General features: G+C 55.8%; 12 protein-coding genes. All 12 read right to left on the bottom strand.

The window, feature by feature from the left end; translation table 11 throughout:
• Positions 1 to 28 precede the first annotated feature (28 nt).
• A complete protein-coding gene (locus tag WKV53_RS10045) occupies positions 29 to 3,535 on the bottom strand; it encodes a sulfatase-like hydrolase/transferase (RefSeq protein WP_341404443.1) in 3,507 nt (1,168 codons plus the stop codon).
• 102 nt (positions 3,536 to 3,637) lie between these two features.
• The gene (locus WKV53_RS10040; RefSeq protein WP_341404442.1) at positions 3,638 to 4,309 is read right to left on the bottom strand and encodes a response regulator transcription factor; all 672 of its coding nucleotides are present in this window, start codon (positions 4,307 to 4,309) and stop codon (positions 3,638 to 3,640) included.
• A 4-nt stretch (positions 4,310 to 4,313) separates the two neighbouring features.
• Entirely contained in the window at positions 4,314 to 5,447 is a 1,134-nt protein-coding gene (locus WKV53_RS10035; RefSeq protein ID WP_341404441.1) for an ATP-binding protein, read from the bottom strand.
• Positions 5,448 to 5,451: 4 nt separating this feature from the next.
• Positions 5,452 to 6,705, bottom strand: coding sequence for a glycosyltransferase family 4 protein (locus WKV53_RS10030; protein WP_341404440.1), 1,254 nt, complete (start codon positions 6,703 to 6,705; stop codon positions 5,452 to 5,454).
• A 19-nt stretch (positions 6,706 to 6,724) separates the two neighbouring features.
• Positions 6,725 to 8,395, bottom strand: a complete 1,671-nt coding sequence (locus tag WKV53_RS10025) for a GMC oxidoreductase (protein ID WP_341404439.1) — start codon at positions 8,393 to 8,395, stop codon at positions 6,725 to 6,727.
• 7 nt (positions 8,396 to 8,402) lie between these two features.
• Positions 8,403 to 9,263, bottom strand: coding sequence for an aldo/keto reductase (locus tag WKV53_RS10020; RefSeq protein WP_341404438.1), 861 nt, complete (start codon positions 9,261 to 9,263; stop codon positions 8,403 to 8,405).
• A gap of 2 nt (positions 9,264 to 9,265) precedes the next feature.
• Positions 9,266 to 10,120 carry a sulfotransferase gene (locus WKV53_RS10015; RefSeq protein WP_341404437.1) on the bottom strand — a complete coding sequence of 285 codons (855 nt, stop codon included), beginning with the start codon at positions 10,118 to 10,120 and terminating at the stop codon, positions 9,266 to 9,268.
• Between the two features lie 10 nt (positions 10,121 to 10,130).
• Entirely contained in the window at positions 10,131 to 11,006 is an 876-nt protein-coding gene (locus tag WKV53_RS10010; protein ID WP_341404436.1) for a hypothetical protein, read from the bottom strand.
• A gap of 16 nt (positions 11,007 to 11,022) precedes the next feature.
• Complete coding sequence (locus tag WKV53_RS10005; RefSeq protein ID WP_341404435.1) at positions 11,023 to 13,089, bottom strand: hypothetical protein; 2,067 nt, start codon at positions 13,087 to 13,089, stop codon at positions 11,023 to 11,025.
• Positions 13,090 to 13,116: 27 nt separating this feature from the next.
• A complete protein-coding gene (locus tag WKV53_RS10000) occupies positions 13,117 to 14,682 on the bottom strand; it encodes an MBOAT family O-acyltransferase (protein ID WP_341404434.1) in 1,566 nt (521 codons plus the stop codon).
• On the bottom strand, positions 14,610 to 15,554 hold the full coding sequence (locus tag WKV53_RS09995; protein WP_341404433.1) for a glycosyltransferase family 47 protein: 945 nt from the start codon (positions 15,552 to 15,554) through the stop codon (positions 14,610 to 14,612). Before WKV53_RS09995 ends, WKV53_RS10000 begins: the two co-directional genes overlap by 73 nt.
• Positions 15,551 to 16,234 carry an FkbM family methyltransferase gene (locus WKV53_RS09990; RefSeq protein ID WP_341404432.1) on the bottom strand — a complete coding sequence of 228 codons (684 nt, stop codon included), beginning with the start codon at positions 16,232 to 16,234 and terminating at the stop codon, positions 15,551 to 15,553. Before WKV53_RS09990 ends, WKV53_RS09995 begins: the two co-directional genes overlap by 4 nt.
• Positions 16,235 to 16,308 lie beyond the last annotated feature (74 nt).

Below are 16,308 nucleotides of genomic sequence, written 5' to 3'. Positions count from 1 at the left end.
CGTCTTCCTCTTACGCCTCGGGTCCCTTTCAGGGACTGCCAAGGGTGACTTTCAGACGGAAGAAATGCGCTCCTACGCCTCGAGTCGGGAAGCTTACAGAAAGCATTGCATCAGGAACGGACCCGCCGGAAGAAGCGGGGATTCTGACAGGACCCTGTTCAGGAACGGATTGCCACGACCGAAGATCACTGCTCTCTTCCACTTGATAGTCCCGGGCAGAGACTGCCGCCCATTGAAGCGACACTATACCGCCCGAAACGGTAAAATTGTCTATGCGCAGAACCGACGAGGCGTTGTTTGGGTCAGTGCCCGAAATTTCCTCAGCATCATCGGACATGCCATCGGAGTCACTATCTCCGGATGGGTCTGTCGGTGCCGTCAAATAAATGGGTCGGCTCAGATAGAGGGCTTGTATCTCGGCGTCCGAAAGGGCGCGGTCGAAGATTCGCACGTCGTCGAGCTTTCCGGAAAAATTATAGCCATCGTTGTGATTCGAGCCACCTAGACATGGAACCAGCGTGGAACCGGTGGCAAGTACCCTCCCGGACGACGACCCGACCTGATCGAGATGACCGTCTACCCAGAGCTTGGTCTCGGTTACATTCACGTTACCGCTGCCGTTGTGGTCGTCTACCACGACCGCCACTTGGTGCCATACGCCATCGTTCAGAGGGGTAGTTCCGGTAATGTGGCCGCTATTGACTTCCAGCTTCAGCGGTTGATCGGAGGAGACGTTTGCCTCATTGTCGAGCCGTACTACGAAGCGGCCACCAGTGATGTTCGAACCATAACTGAACAGGGTTTGTAGCTCTGGAGAAGATCTTGAAGCAGTTTTCAACCAACAAGAAAAGGTCCGGGGCTGTTGGCCGGTGGGCAACGCTAAGCCAGGGAAGTCTACATGATCGTCGGTGCCGTCGAATGAGAGCGCACCGTGAAAGCGTCCCGTAGTCCACGCGCTGGCCGGATTGGCAAATCCCAATAGCGTGCCGGTAATTGCCGGGCTTCCACCCACGCGATTCACCTTGTTACCCCCACCCTCTTCAAAGGGTAGCCAAATTTCGTTGTCAAAGAGCACGGTTGCGGCAACTCGAGAAGTGTACTGGCTGGAGTTGTTGGTCACGCCGTACGAAATCTCGTCGTAGCCAATCGTTCCGTTTGTCGGCGTTAGCTTGAACCGATTTGATGCTACGCCCGTAGTCCCGAGCAATGATGTCCCCGCTGAGGCAAGTGTCAGTGGGAAAGCGCTCGAATCGTTCGCCAGGACGTCAACGGTAACCTCTGTGGCGCGCCGAGTAGTAAGTTTATCCGGATACAATTCGGGTGGAGCGCCATCTGTGAAAAGTGACGAACTAGGAATTGACTGCATTGCAATGCCCGGCCCGGAATAAGAAAGAGAGAGGAGGGGAGAGCTTCCTTGGTGACGGTAGTAAAGTCGGATCGGATGAAGACCGGCTGCCAAATAGACTGAATCGGAAGTTTTGGAGCTAGCGAAGTTGTAGTCGTTGTCGATTACTCGCGAATCGTGCAGCCAGAGGCTTGATCCGGAGTCTGATCGCAGCGAAAAAGTATAGGCTCCCGTAGTAGGAACAGAAAGGTAGCCGGTGAAGGTCAGGCCCACGTCTTGATCCCGCGAACGGGGCTCCGGAGAGATCGTCGGACACAGCACCTCCGTTTTCGCGAGAAGATCTCGAAACTCAGGCAGCCATGGCCAATAACCTTCATAGGACCTACATACGAGGCCGCCCTGTTGTACCGGTGCTACTGCAACATTTGGAATTACCGCAGTATCGTAGGGACGGCTAATCCCCGCCCCCTTGCAACGGGCTCCAGTTGCAAGGAGCTTCATTTTCTCTTGGAGGTCGGGTCGGCCAGCGGAAAGGTCGGTTCCTTCCTTGGGATCTGTCACGACGTTGTAGATCCGGAACGGGTCTGCCGGGTTGCTTATGCCTGTTCGCACGCCCATGAAGTCTCCGACCCGGATCGCTTGCATCTGGCCGCGGGGATCGCCGGCGTGATTCGAAAATTCGGGATACCTACTTGTGAAACCCCCATAGGCGAATTCGAAGTAGAGATATCCTTTGTCTATTTGAGAGCCTTGGCCGGTCAGGGTCGGCACCATCGAAACTCCGTCGGTAAACGATGGAACAGGAATCTTCGCTAGGTCGGCAAAGGTCGCCATCCAATCCCAGTTTCCACAGGGCCTCGCGATTTCCCGAATATTAGACGGTTGATTTGTGGCCGAGATTTTGCCGGGCCACCATGCGATGGTTGGCATACGGATACCGCCTTCCCAAAGATCGCCTTTTATGCCCTCGAAGGGACCGAAGCTTCCAAAGGACGGCGGATAAACTTCGGTGTCAGCAGGACCATTGTCTGACGAAAATACAACCAAGGTGTTATCGGCTATGCCCAAGTCCCGCAGGGTTTGTAGAATGTCAGCAACCGAGTCATCCATTCGGCGCACCATCGAAACATACTTTTTCGCGGCAGGATACCAATTGGAATTTACCGATGGGTGCTGATTTGCAATGTTGTCGATCTTTGAGGGATCATTCGTGGCCGTGTTCACGTAGGATGGTGCTCCCGTCCATTGGAGTCCACCGGAGAGGCCTTTGCCAGCAGGGTAGTTTGCCGTCGGCGCGTATTCACCGTAGAAATGAGGAGTGTCGTAACTCAGGTAGATGAAAAACGGGCGCTCGGCATGTTGAGTGGCCTCCTCGACGATCGATTTCTTAGCAAATGCCGCAAAGGCGTCACTGGTATAGAGGTCAACGTAGGCATCCGTTACCGCTCGAAAATCATCGTAAATGTGGGAAGTCTTGCTGGAAGTACCGTTTTGAGGATAATGCTCATGTCCTTCCTCGTGCATTAGGTAGCCGAAAAAACGATCGAAGCCGCGATAAAGAGGATGCCCGGGCATGCTGGTCGCGGAGGAGCCATCGGTGGGAATCGTCCCTGCGAGGCCTGCCTTGCCGACGTGAATCGTCCGGTATCCTGCCGCCTTGAGTGTCCTAGCCAGCGTATGATTGTCTGGTAGGGCTTTGTCGAATTGAGTGTCCCGAACTTCCGAGTGTCCCATGGTCTGCCCCAGAAGCAGCGAAGCACGGGAAGCGGCACAAATCGAAGCGCCAGCGTAGTGATGAGTGAGTTTGGCTCCCTCCGCGGCCATCGCATCCAAGCCTGGAGTGGCGAATTTCCAAATCCCGGAACGCTGATTCTGACCGAAACATCCGACATCTCCGTAGCCCAGGTCGTCGGCGAGAATGTAAACAATATTAGGCCTTCGGACTTTGCTAGCCGGATCGACTGGATTGGTGCCGAGGGTCAGCTCCATGCCGTCCGGCAAGCTGTCGCCGTCAGTGTCCGCAACTTGTGGGTTGGTCCCGGTGTTGGAAGGGGAAACGTAGACGCCGGTGTTGGTTTCGACGGCATCTCGCAAGCCATCATTATCGGCATCCCCTGGCACGGCAGCAAGCCAGCCAACGGGCATTAGAAAAAGGGCGACGGTGAAAGAACGAAGCGGTTTGGGTTTCATGCTCCAGAGCGACACGGTCCCGCAGGAGTGCAGTTCTGTCCAGATGACCGCTGCCTGATTTCATGGTAGGGGTTTTCCCTACAGGATGTTGGATGCCGTGCGCTAGCCTGCGCCGCGGTGGACCCAAGCGATGGCCCGCTGAAGCAGTTCAGGTCCATCCTTCAATCCCAGCTTTTCCTTGATGCGCGACCGGTAGGTTTCGATTGTCTTGATATCCAATGTCAACAAGTCTGCAATTTGCTTGGTGCTAAAACCTTTCCCTACATGTTCGAAAACTTGGAGTTCACGTTCTGTAAGTATTGAGGCAATCTCAAGCGGTTCGCGATTTGCCGGACGTCCCATGGAACGCTCGAGCACTTGGCGGGTCATCGTTTCGCTCAAGTAGATGCCCCCGGCGAGAACCTGTCGAATGGCCCGCATGATGTAGCGGCTGGCCTGTTGCTTCGTAATGTAGCCCCTGGCACCGGCGTGGAGGCAGCGCTCAGCGTAGATCATTTCATCCTGCATTGACACCACCAGCACCTTGACTTCAGGAAAGCGGGCTTGGAGGTCTTTTATCAGCTCGATTCCTAGAGAAGATTTCAGGGTCAAATCGACAATAGCCAAACCCGGACGGGTGGAAGCGACGAGGTCAAGTGCTTCGTGGCGATCTTCAGCCTCGCCACATACCTCAAGATCAGGCTCGCGAACAATCAACTCGACGAGGCGCTCGCGGATCATCGGGTGATCGTCCACGAGGAGGATGCGGGTAATTTCTTGGGGAACTTCGCTCACGGTGTCAGGCGGAAAAAGCAGCTTGGGTCATGTTGCATGACACTGTGGTGCCTCGCGGCAGGCGGTGGCCGATCTTGAATTCGGCGCCGATCATTCTGGCTCGGTATTCCATAATCCGCAGGCCCATGCCGTCCGGATTGCGGGGCATGTGGGCGATGCCCTCGCCATCATCCCCGATGTTCAGCTTCAAGTGTTCTCCGGTGGCAAAGATAGAGAGAATGACCTCTTGAGCCTTGGCGTGTTTGGCGGCGTTCACCACGGCTTCTTGGGCGATGCGATAGAGATGAACGCCGACTGCAGGCTTGCACGGCGGTAGAGGGCCTGGACATTCGATACGGCAGATGATCTGAAAGCGTCGGCTCATGGTAGCGCCGAGTTCGCGGAGCGCGAGTTCGAGGCCTTCGGTCTCAAGTCGCACCGGATAAAGTCCGCGGGCCAAGTTGCGGGCCTGATTGATCGACTCATCGATCATATCGGCGATGCGAGCTGCGTCGCGGTTGGTTTGAGAGCCGTCTTTTTCCAAGCGTTCCTGCAGCATGTTTGCGCTGAAGGCGACGCTGACCAATTGCTGGCACAAGCTGTCGTGGAGATCCTGGCCGATGCGCACCTGTTCGCGATCGCTGATGTCGAGGATGCTCTTCTCCAATTCCCGGTTTTCGATGATTCGGGTTTCGAGTTCCGTTGTACGTTCTCTCACCCGTTCCTCAAGCTGAGCGTTGAGCGAGCGAGTGGCCGTTACGAGACCTACTGCTACCAAGAAAGTGCCCAATCGCATCAAAGCGTTCCAGTAGGGTGTGAAGGTGCGGGTTTCATCGGTGCCATTGTTCATGTCAGCGGCGAACCAGATCAGGGCAGCGAGCAGGGCAGCTATGACGCCCGAACGAAAGCCCGCCACGTGGCCGACGAGTAGAACGGGAATCAGGTAGAGCAGGGAGCCGCTGAGCTCCGGTCCGGAGACCCAGCTGAAAATGCCGATGCTGGTAATGAGAAATGCGGCCAGTAACCAGGCGGCCGTAGGAGACAGCTCTTCAAGGTATCGCAGCCCGCGAACAAATCCCGGGGTCGGGCGTTGAAGCACAGCTCCCTTCGCCGCTTCTTGACTGGAAGTTGGCTGAGAAATTGGCGAAGCGGACCGCATGGCGTCAGCGCAAAGTTTGGAGGGATTCCGTCGCCTGTAGATAAGCGTCAGAGAGAGCTTGATCGTAGCGTGCAGAATCGAAATATGCGATAAGCTTCTTTCTGCCTTCGGTGGCCCTTGTTAGTAGTTTTTCCCGGTTGCAAGCGCAGTCAAGAATGGCATCTGATAGCCCTTCGATGAGATTTTTCATGCTGGTGACGGGCACCGCCGAGCCGCCTGCCATGCGCACGATTTCACCTTGGGCACTGGTGTCTGCGACCACCGGATAGCAGCCTGCAAGATAGGCTTCTAGCAAGGTTACCGGCGTGCTTTCTCGGAAGCTCGGGAGAAAATACACGTCCGAGCGATGCAAAGCTGCGAGATAGTCCGCTCCGCTAAAGCCAGGATGGAATTCAATCTGTCTTTCCAATCCCAATTGCCTCGCGAGCTTAACGAGATTCGAGACTTCCGGACCACCACCTGCGACAGTGTATTGGAAATCAATGCCCGCGGCAGCCACTTTTGCAAGCGCCCTTAGAGCGATACTTATGCCCTTGCGGCCTTCCATGTTTCCCCCAGCGAACAACCGTAGAGGGCCGTCAGTAGGTGGTCTAAGACTTCGCTGGAATGCTTCTGCCTTTTCAGGAGAAATCGAGGCGATTGGCAAACGAACCAAGGGTTTGTCACCTCGATGTGGCCTCAATAATTCTTCAGTTTCCTCGTTCGCAGCGAAAACCACCGATGTATTCTGAATACAGTTCCGAAAAGCGCTCGAACGGATCGAGCACGAGGAGTTGATGTCTCTAAGGAGTTCGAAAGCCCGAGCTGCGGGACTGAGCATCGACCGGAAACCCCTTGGGATGTAGCCAGCTCCCCCGATCGGTCCCCATATAAAGGGAATCGGTAATTGCCATAGGGGGGACGGCATTCGCCAGCCCGCAATCGTGACTTGATGGCACAGATCGAAGTTCTCTTTCTCATGCCAAGATCTAGCGGCGGAGAGAATCTGTCGATTGAATGAAGCATAGTTGAGCCAGCTCTGTACATGCGCCACGAAACGGTTCTGGCTGCAAGCACTGTGTTCCCGGAGAAACCGCACATGCACGTTGGGCGGAATCTTGTTCTCGTGCCGGCCGCGTTCCCAACCTTCGCGGTTGTGGATATCGGTGATGACGAAAACCTCGTGATTCCTTGCGATCCGACAGACGGCAGCCCATCCTACACCGGGCTCCGAGCCTCCGTAGGGATTGCATGCGTAGGCGGCGACGACGATTTTCATGGGGCATTTAACAGCAGCTTCACGCCTTGGTCTTCAGGTGATCTGCAAGCCGGAGCGAAAGCGCGACGATCATCAGAGTCGGATTCGCATGACTGCTAGTCGGAAACACCGATGAACCGGCCATGTACAAGTTGTCGACGCCATGGACCTTGCAGTTCAAGTCCACCACGCCGTTGGTCGGATTTTCAGCCATCCGCGTCGTGCCTATGTTATGGGAATTACTATTGAACGGCTGGCGTGAGGGATCGGCTAGAAATTCTTTCTCGGCATCCGTGAGGTGAAAGGTGCCTAGGCCCGAACTCTCAAGCCGCTGTTGAAACACGCGAACGAAGGTGGTGATGGTGCGGAAATCAACCTCCGAAAAGCGAATCCGTACATCTAGCCGTGGCATACCGAAGTCATCGCGACAAGTGGGATCCAGAACCACACGGCTGTCTGCCAAGGGAGCGTGCTCGGTTTGAAAAAAGAGGGGAAAACGATTTGTTTTTTTCGGAGGTAGAACCATCGGCAACCGCCGTTTTTGAAAATAGCGAGTGTAGGCCACGGCGGCCAGCTGGCCGAAGACACTTGGACCGTCCTTCAGAACGATGCCAAGGTGGGTAGCAAGATCGTGGCGCTGTTCTTTGACGATCTGGCAAAGCCGCTTCGGGCCCTTTTTTGCTCCTCCCAACAAAGTCTTCGCCAACAAAACCGACGAGACCATTGCATTCCTGTGCTCCGAAGCGCCAGACACGGTTCGGAAGAAGAAACCGACGGCGTTTCCTACTTGGTGCCTTTCCTGTGCTTGTGGCGTCAGCCAAAAGCGACGTCGGCAATAAATGCCATCCGCGTCCTTCTCGAAATCGTAGATGAAATTTTTGGAGAAATCCTTCAATTCCGCGGTGCCGCAGACGCCGAAGCGGTGAGATTGATAGTAGCGGCCGACCAAGTCGCGTTCGTTTCCGATGCCTGCTGGTAGAACATCCTGAGAGGCGAGCAAGAGCCGGGCATTTTCAAGGGCACCGCAAGCGACAACGGTATCGCGTGCCTTGATGCGGAAATTACTGCCGGGGGAGCAGGCAGCATCCACATGCATCAGCCTTTGGCCGCCTGCATCCATTTGGAGATGAATGGCATGAGCGTGTAGAAGCACCCGAACATTCGGCGCCGCGTCGAGATCAGGGCGATATCGTTTGCTAAAATCCGTTGGAACGCTCCAGCGCTCAAGGGGCCAGCTCACGAGTTCCTTGTTGTCGAATCCGGTGATAATCTCGGTCTGCTTTTCCGGAAAGACTGAGTGAGCATCGAAGTCGGCAATGCCCGCTTCGGAAAGCTCACAGGCACGGGAGATGGAATTCCGAAGGCTTTCCAATGAAATTGGCCAGCCGGTTTCCGATATCCACTGCCGCTTGGCGAAGTCGACTTCGTCGAACGGAACGATCCTCCCGCCCCAGACGGTCGTCGTTCCCCCCCACATGCGGAGACGATTCTCTTCCAGAGGTTCGTGAGTTCCTGAAGGACTTACCCTGCCCCGATAAAGGTCGATGCTGGCCGCGGTTTGATTCGGACCACCACCAGGCAAGAGGATTACCTGTCGGCCTGACTTCAAATACTCTAGCGCCAACGAAATAGCAGCTGAACCACCGCCAATGATGCACAAGTCGGCACTAAGTTCGCTGTCAGCAGGAATGGAACGTGCGTCTTCGACCATGGGCCCATCAAGATAACACGGCGCGGCAGTTCTCGGCAAGATGGCCGGAATCCCTTGTGCCAGTCAGTACTGAGTCTGCACCGGTTGTTTCCAAAGCCACGCGCAGCAAAGCCGCCTGTGGGCTGACACCCAGCTCGGTTGCACTTGTGTCGATACTCTCTCGCCATTTCTTCAATGCGGAAGACTGAGGCTCGCATCCAATCGGCAAACGGCCGCCAAGGGAAACATGGTTCAGAATGATAAGAGGGCGACCGGCCTTTGCTGCTCTCAACGATGGAGCGAGTCCGCCGTCTTCGACTAAAGGCGTTTGGATCATGTCGCAATCTGGCCATGCAAGCGCGAGTTGCAGGGCCTCATCATCTCCGCTGGAGATGCCGAGACGGCGCGCCAAACCTGCGGCTTTCAATTTGGACAGTTCGTGGAAAAGCGACCCATCCGATAGAACGTGAGCCGGAGGGTCATGGAGCAAGAAGGCGTCGACGTGGTCGGACTTCAACCGTTGCAAAGAACGTTGCAAGCGACGAGCCATGGAGTCCGGACGGAAGTCTTGCCGTGCACCGAGTCTGTGCTTGAGCTTTTTGAAGAGGGGATTCAGCAGATGCAACGGCCCTGGCACATCGGCACTGACATAGCCCACCTTCGTTATTATGGAGAACCTTCCCCGCCTATCGCGGAGCAAAAGTCCCAAAAGGCGCTCACATTCTCCTGACGCATATGAGTCGGCGGTATCGATCAGATTGATTCCCGAATCGCTGGCGACATCGAGCAAACGGCCCGCCACAGCGGCCGAAAGACCGCCTCGCCACGAGGCCAGCGTGCCGGTTCCAAGGCCGAGCTTGGAGAAGAAGTCGTGTATCGTTCGGTGCATGTTTACGAATTCTCAGCCAATCGCTGCCGGGCAAAGTCCCAGATGTGGCTCATGGACCTTCGATCGGAGTGGGCTCTCACAGGTCCCATAAACGACCGCAATGGACGGGTCAGGGCGAGCGAACGATCTACCAGCTTCAGCGTTTCAGGTGTTAGCCGCGCGCGCTTCTCCACATCGGTATTGCGGAACTCCTCGGTTATTTGCGCCAGCCACGAGCAACTTTTTGCAACCAGATCAAGGCTTGAACTACCCGTCTCCCAGGTGCCTCTATCATCGAGTTGGAGAAATCCAAGCAACTCGGAGAGGCGTTTTTCCGCGTCGTCATAGTTGATCAGGAAGGTCCTGTCCACTGGCAGGCGGGACAAAGCGTATTCGTAACTCTGGGCAAAGAAAGCGTATCGGAGGGGGCGGCGATTACGCACGCCATAGTCGAAGCGTGATTGGGATTCGAAAACGTTGTGTGGATGCCGACGCAGCACGATGAAACGACCACTGGTAGAAAGGGGCCCCCTGTGCATGCCGATCGTGCGGGTAGTTTTCCAAACGATAGTGCGGACCTCAGTCGGATCTCTCCCGATTTTTGTTGCCAACGCCCGTCCCAACGCGTGGAGGATCTGCTCGTCGCTTCCTTCCATGCAAGCCAGAGCATCTTCGAAGCTCAGAGGAGTCGGAGGAAAAGTGCTTCCGAGATAGAGAGCAGCCATCCAACGTCGGTCGTCCCGCTCCTTTCGGCTTACGACGCCGAGCGCTTGGGGGAAAGACGATTCGGGCATGCAGACAACGCCTTTGCGTTTGTCGAGCATGGCCGTAAGAACGGTGCTCCCACTCCGCGGTTGCGAGAGGATATAGGCTAACATGAAGAGGATGTTATGGAGACTCCGGCAGATCTTTTGGGGTGTTACCTGGCAGGCTGAATATTCTTTTCAGCGAGCGTGACGTACGCGCAGCGCTTGGAGCGGCCATATGAACGCCATCGGTCAGCACGACCAAGGAGGGATCTGCTTCAGTCCCCAAGTCCCACCATTCGCATCCGCTTTGCCCGACCATAGCAGCAATATATGGCGGGACGGGTGAGTTGGCACCACGACCGGGAGGCAGCCACACGAAGACGATGCGACATCCCTTTTCTTGGAGCCGTTGAAGTAGGGGGACGAGTTCGCCGACCAAAGCCTGCTCGTTTGGCGAAATGTTCGTGGCGGAGAGGGCGGTTAGGCGGACGGGATGGCTGCTCACCCGCAGGTCATCTGCGCTTTCCGGATCGCCGAAGCCGCCGATTTTTTTTGCTAGCAAAATTGAATACAAAAAAGCGGATGGGCGAGCATAAGCGCTGATCGCGGGGATACGCATACCGGCCTGAAACCATGGCCTTTTCATGGCTGATCCGACTTGGGAAGGGATAGGGTCGAGTGCTCGCTGAAGAGTGTTCGCTTCGATGAGCAAAATCGGTGCGACGGGCAGTAAACCACGGTCCATCGCTCGCAGTGTATCCACCGCGCATCCGCCATCGCAGCCCATGTTGGCAAAGCCTTCGAAACCTTGCGCTCGATCTGGCAATCGGCCGGTGATGGAAGATCCCAGAAGCATAGCCTCCGGTTTGCCGACTGCGCCGGCTTGGATTCGCCCTAGGGATGAAAAATAATTCGACTCGCTCTTGGCCGTCCTTCCACCGACTGCTCGGAGAGCCAGCGATTGAATGCCGAAACAGGCTGCCAGCGTGAGCATTATCAGAATTGCGTGGGTCATGCGGGCGCAGGGAAATTCACGGCTTCTGATAAACGGCACGCTTGCCATTGAGCTTGTATAGCTGCCCCGATTGCAAGCTGGAGTCAGCATCGGCCGCAGCATGGGTCGCGTAGCCGGGAATCTCGGCCTTAAGCCGTCCGAAGTCGGCTGCCCCGTCGGCTTTTACTCCGGCGACGCGCGTGCCGGGCGAACTGGCGGAAGCGTTCCGACGGACCGAGAACAAGTCGCCGGTGTGCGCACTGGTGCCGGAGACAGCGAGGGGACTTTCCGTAACGCGGTCTCCGGCAAAATACTCGACTCCGCTCGCTGCCGGACGACTCCATCCGGCTAGCAAGCCAGCCTGCCAACCATTGGTAGAGTTGTTATAAGCCATTCTTCCATTGGGATCCAGCACTGCGAAGCAGCGATTGGCCTGGCCTTGATGAAAGCCAACGGTGCCGAAGTCATCGATCTTCGAGATCGCGTAGAAAGGCCGGAAGTTCGAGCCAGCATTTGAATTGGAAAGAAGATCGAACATCATCAGCGGCCCGCTCTTTCCGACGATTCCCAATGGTGTGGTGCGGTATCGAGCGCCGGTCTCAACATCCACCGCATTTGAGCCGGGGAATTGGACTGCGGGTTTCAAACTGCCGCCAAGCAGGTTCATTACAATCTGCTGCTGATAGTCGTCACCCACCGGAGTGAGGTGGGGATCGAGGTCAACAGTAAGGCCGAGTTTTACCATGGTGGCATGGTCGGGAAACATCGTTCGCCCGTTAATGAAAAGTTGGCCTTGCGCCAAGGCGAAGTCACGGAGCTGTATGTCCGTGGGGAGCAGTTCGTTTCCGGAGTTTGCCGGCGAGCCCGGGGTATCGTAGACGCTCGCGTTGCTGGGGTGGCGGGATATCATCACCCAGTCCATCGGATAAGCCGTCTGGATTTTCTGATAGTATTCGGCGAACGCTGCCCCGTGCTCTCCATCGTCTGACTTGTAGGTGCAGAAGTCCGGTTGTAAGTCGCGGAGCAGGGTGTTCCAGACCCCCTGGGGCGTTAGCCTTCCGTTTGCCACGATAATGCCGCCGAGAGCGAGGTTGTAGAAAGCTGTGCCTCCACGTGGAACCGAAGGATCATCCCGGATGTCGGAGAGAACGAATCCGATCACCCGAACGGTTCCTTTGACCCATTTTGCCCGTAATCGTCGTGATTCAGTAGTCGGAAAGTCGTAAGTGAATATACCTGCGCCGACCGTTCCGCCGTTGTCGGTTGAGATCGGTTCTGTGCTGCTTGCTCCGGGTATCTCTATCCAGGGTCCGCCGTTTGTACTGGCCTCTAGCGCGAAAGACCCTCCACCTGAGGTCGTCGAGTAAAAGACCTTGAGGCGGTAGCATTCCAAGGAGGTATTCGCCAAGCCATACTGCACCGACTGGCCTTCGCCCGAGAGTCGCCATATCAGTCCGGTAGGCGCGAGGTCGAAGCGTGAGTATTCGGAAGCGGCACCGGCTTGCAAAGTGGCGGTGGCACCCAGTCCGAATTCGCGCAGCGGAGCAACCTTGGCAGACAATTCCGCGCTCAAGTCGAGGGCATAAGAGTCGCCGAGCATCAGGTATTTTAGCCGAAAGGGTCGTGGTGAACCGGATTGGCGACTGGCAAGGATTCGCTGGAGCGTTCGCGGAAGCAACGGCGGCGATCCGATATCTCGAGTATCGGGCAACTCGGCGTTCTCTCCTGCCTCGCCTTGAGGTCCCTGCGGGCCGACGGGGCCGGGAGGCCCTTCGATTGTGGATTGCCCGTAGGGCAGCAGGGGTGCCACTTCGTCAGCGGTAGCGTCGTCGCGTACTCGATAAAATAGCTTCGGAAGGTCGTGATTCGACACCAGAGCTGACATTTTTCCACCGATACCACGAAACGCATAGCCCTCGTTTGCCCACGTCGCGAGATTTGTAGAGGACTCGATCCGATAGACCTTGTCCACTTTAGTTTCAAACTCCAAACGTATTAGTTTGCCCGTTACCGGCACGACCTGCTCACCAGGAAGGATCGACAACGACTGACCGAGAAGGATCCCGGAAAAGGCGACTGCGAAAAGGGTGAGAAATCGGATCACGATTGGAAATGGGAACAATTCTACAGCTTAGAACTGAAAATAGATGAACCCGCGAGGCGCTCCGGGGTTTGTGAAAATTAAAAAGAGCATCACTCCTTGGATCAAAGGCTCGAACGGTGCCCGTGCCAATTTGGCGGCGAGTATTTCGCGGTGCTCGCTCAGCCAACCCCACGCATGGTAAAGGACCACGGCCGCTCCATAGAAAACCAACGAAAAGGCAGGAGGACCGGAGAAGCCAGTTCTGCCGCCGAAGACGCCTCGGAAGAAGGCCACGATACTGGCCATGTCCGGCATCAGGAACGTCAGCCAAAGCAACGTCACGGCGTGGAAGGCAAAGAGCCATCCGAAGGTCAATCGAATGAACCCGAAGCTATTCCGCGGGAGCGCAGTTGCTTTATTCCTACCCCACAACCGCTCCATGGCCAGGAGCAGCCCATGCAGCGAACCCCACAAGGCGAATTTCCACTCGGCTCCGTGCCACAGTCCTCCAAGAAACATGACCAGAAAAAGATTCAGGTAAGTGCGCGTAGGACCGTTGCGGTTGCCACCCAGTGGAATGTAAAGGTAATCGCGAAGCCAAGCTGACAGCGACATGTGCCAGCGTCGCCAGAACTCGGTAATGCTGGTCGAGAGATAGGGAAAGTTGAAGTTAATCGGAAAGCGGTAGCCGAACATTGCAGCCAGTCCGATTGCGATCAGTGAATAGCCCGCGAAGTCGGCGAAAATCTGGAGCGAGTAAGCGTAAAGCAGCGGGATCAGATTCAGCGGGCCGGAGGCGATCAGGGTTTCGGGGCCGAGGGTCAGGCTAGCGGTTTGTTCGGAAAGGTTGTCCGCCACGAAAACCTTGAGGAAATAGCCAGTAATCAAAGCGCGCACAACTTGTCGCCATCGAATGTCTTCCAAGCGTTTTCCACTTATTTGCGGCCAGAATTCCTTTGCCTTGACGATTGGTCCAGCGACGAGCTGAGGGAAGAAGAGGAGGTAGAAGCCTATATCGCGAACCCCTTTCGCGAACCTGCCGCCTTTGGACATGAGCGCATCGCCTTCCCGAGTCACCTCGCCACGTGCGACATCCACGATCATGCTGATACCGTGGAACGTATAGAAGGAAATGCCGATTGGCAGTGGGATGGCCTTGGCTGCGGCCAACCAAGACGGCGGAAGAAAGGGAAATAGCCCGGCGAGGAAAGGCAGATACTTGAAGATCCCCAACAGGGATAGATTCATCACTACCGCGCGTTGTGTCCATTGTCTCACTTTGGCCTCGTTTCCGGCGACCTTGTGGAGAATAATACGGCCGGTGGCCAAGCTGTTGCCGACGCACGAAATCGCTAGGAGACCGATCAACTTCGGGTCTTCCCAGCCATAGAAGATCACGCTGGCGACCAGCGCCAGTGTAACCTGCCACGCCTTGCCATTGCGTCCGCGAGACCAGGGCGCGTAGTAAAGCGCAAAGGTCGCAACGAGCAGGATTAGAAACTCCCAAGAGTTGAAGAGCACGACGAAGAGTGGGCTTCCCGTTAGGAGTCGGGCATGACGATAATGCGCGCCATGTAGTCTGCCACCGCCTTTTCTGAGCAGGCTTTTTTCCACCAATCGACGGTGGCGAGGTGCCTCGCCCGAAGCTCCGAAGGATTGTTCAGCAAGCGGTTCACGGTTGGCTTGAGATCAGACCAGTCGGAGAGTTGGATGATCGGGCTGTTCGAATAAAAGCGGTTTGGCGGCAGTGGTGCCGAGATCACAACACAACCCAAGCGCATTGCCTCCCAGTGGCGAATCGTTTCGTGGCTTTCAAAACCCGGTGGGCAAATGGCGATCCGGGAGTTCGCCAAGGTTTGCGCGTATTCCTCAGGAGCTAGTCCTCTTCCGAACCAATCGGTGAAAGCCACATGTCCTCCTGGGATGGCGTCAGGGAAGCTACGCTCCTTGGTGAATCTCTCCGCTGCGCGGCGTGCGATCTCCCGGATATATCTGTTCTGGGATAGGTTCCGTTTTGGAAGCCACCATACCGGCCGGAATTGCTTATAGACATCCAACCGGTTGCGGTTCAGGTAACCTGAGAAGAAGACCGTGACCTGGCGCTGGTCAAATTCCACCGGTTCAACAAGCCCGGCGGCGTTGAGGTATCCAACGGGGAACGCGTGAATGCGCGAGTCGCCGCCAAGCGGTGAACCATAGGCGCGGAATACGACCCGGTAGGATTGGAATTCCTGGCACGGAAAGGCCTCGCACTCATCCGAAATCACGATTAGCACGCGATTTGGGCCACCGGGATCCAAGTTAATTTTAGAGCCAGCAATCTCACCGAACACTCGGCGATGTACCACGAAGGTGAACCGGGAAAAGTCGTCACCCAGCTGGGCTTCGAGTTCTTCGAAGAGCCGCTTCAAGAACACCGTTTCGCCCCAAGCCACAAGGGGCGCTCCGGTGCTGTCGACAATGTTGCCAGAAAATTCAGAGTTCATGTACTCTTGAAGAACACGCCGTCGAATTCGAAGCTTTGAAGAGTCTTCGGGTCGCGTAGTCCAGGGATGATCTTCCACAGCGAAAATCCCAAACTCCTCATAAGCGCGATGACCTCCTCGATCTTCACTTGATTCTGATAGAGAGGTTCAACAGACATCTCAAGCTGCCATCCAACAACTCTGTCTGTCATGGCTCCGAATCCTTTGATTACCTGCAATTCGAACCCCTGCGTGTCGATCTTGACGAAAGGCCTGCGATGGTGGCCCAAGATGTTGTCGAGAATTCCATCCATCCTCTTCACCTCCACTTCAATCTGACTGGCCGATTCCGATTCCTCGATTTTTTCAAGAAACGAACTCAAAACATCCATGTGATGGACATTCATGTTCAGTGTTTCATCGACACTGCCCAAGCCGATTTGGTGTCCCGACCAGAAAGCGTCGCCGATGAAACGTTCTTTCAATCGCCCAAAGGCCGCTGGCTGAGGTTCAAATGAAACCAAGGGACCTCTCCAGCCGGCTTCCCTGAGTTCGGTGGCGTATCCTCCGTCGTTCGCACCGATATCGAGAACGATGTCTACGTGGTGATGTGCAAGGAGTTCGGGAAGCTCCCTGTGCCGTACTAAATCAAACCCTCTCGCTCTCAAGGCTTGCTTCAATATTCTGCCAACTTTCTTCATTCCAGTAGTGGATTGAGGTCTTATGGGTAGCTCTTGATGAGAGAATTGATGGAGATGCGCGTCCTAAATTTCTC

The sequence above is a fragment of the Luteolibacter sp. Y139 genome (assembly GCF_038066715.1).
GTDB lineage: Bacteria > Verrucomicrobiota > Verrucomicrobiia > Verrucomicrobiales > Akkermansiaceae > Haloferula > Haloferula soli.
This window is presented reverse-complemented; position numbering and strand designations above follow the sequence as displayed.

What these genes read in the sequence shown, in the direction of transcription:
- WKV53_RS09990 (WP_341404432.1), bottom strand. Translation starts at nt 16,234, where the DNA reads ATGAAGAAAGTTGGCAGAATATTGAAGCAAGCCTTGAGAGCGAGAGGG.
- WKV53_RS10035 (WP_341404441.1), bottom strand. Translation starts at nt 5,447, where the DNA reads ATGCGGTCCGCTTCGCCAATTTCTCAGCCAACTTCCAGTCAAGAAGCG.
- WKV53_RS09995 (WP_341404433.1), bottom strand. Translation starts at nt 15,554, where the DNA reads ATGAACTCTGAATTTTCTGGCAACATTGTCGACAGCACCGGAGCGCCC.
- WKV53_RS10045 (WP_341404443.1), bottom strand. Translation starts at nt 3,535, where the DNA reads ATGAAACCCAAACCGCTTCGTTCTTTCACCGTCGCCCTTTTTCTAATG.
- WKV53_RS10010 (WP_341404436.1), bottom strand. Translation starts at nt 11,006, where the DNA reads ATGACCCACGCAATTCTGATAATGCTCACGCTGGCAGCCTGTTTCGGC.
- WKV53_RS10015 (WP_341404437.1), bottom strand. Translation starts at nt 10,120, where the DNA reads ATGTTAGCCTATATCCTCTCGCAACCGCGGAGTGGGAGCACCGTTCTT.
- WKV53_RS10020 (WP_341404438.1), bottom strand. Translation starts at nt 9,263, where the DNA reads ATGCACCGAACGATACACGACTTCTTCTCCAAGCTCGGCCTTGGAACC.
- WKV53_RS10030 (WP_341404440.1), bottom strand. Translation starts at nt 6,705, where the DNA reads ATGAAAATCGTCGTCGCCGCCTACGCATGCAATCCCTACGGAGGCTCG.
- WKV53_RS10025 (WP_341404439.1), bottom strand. Translation starts at nt 8,395, where the DNA reads ATGGTCGAAGACGCACGTTCCATTCCTGCTGACAGCGAACTTAGTGCC.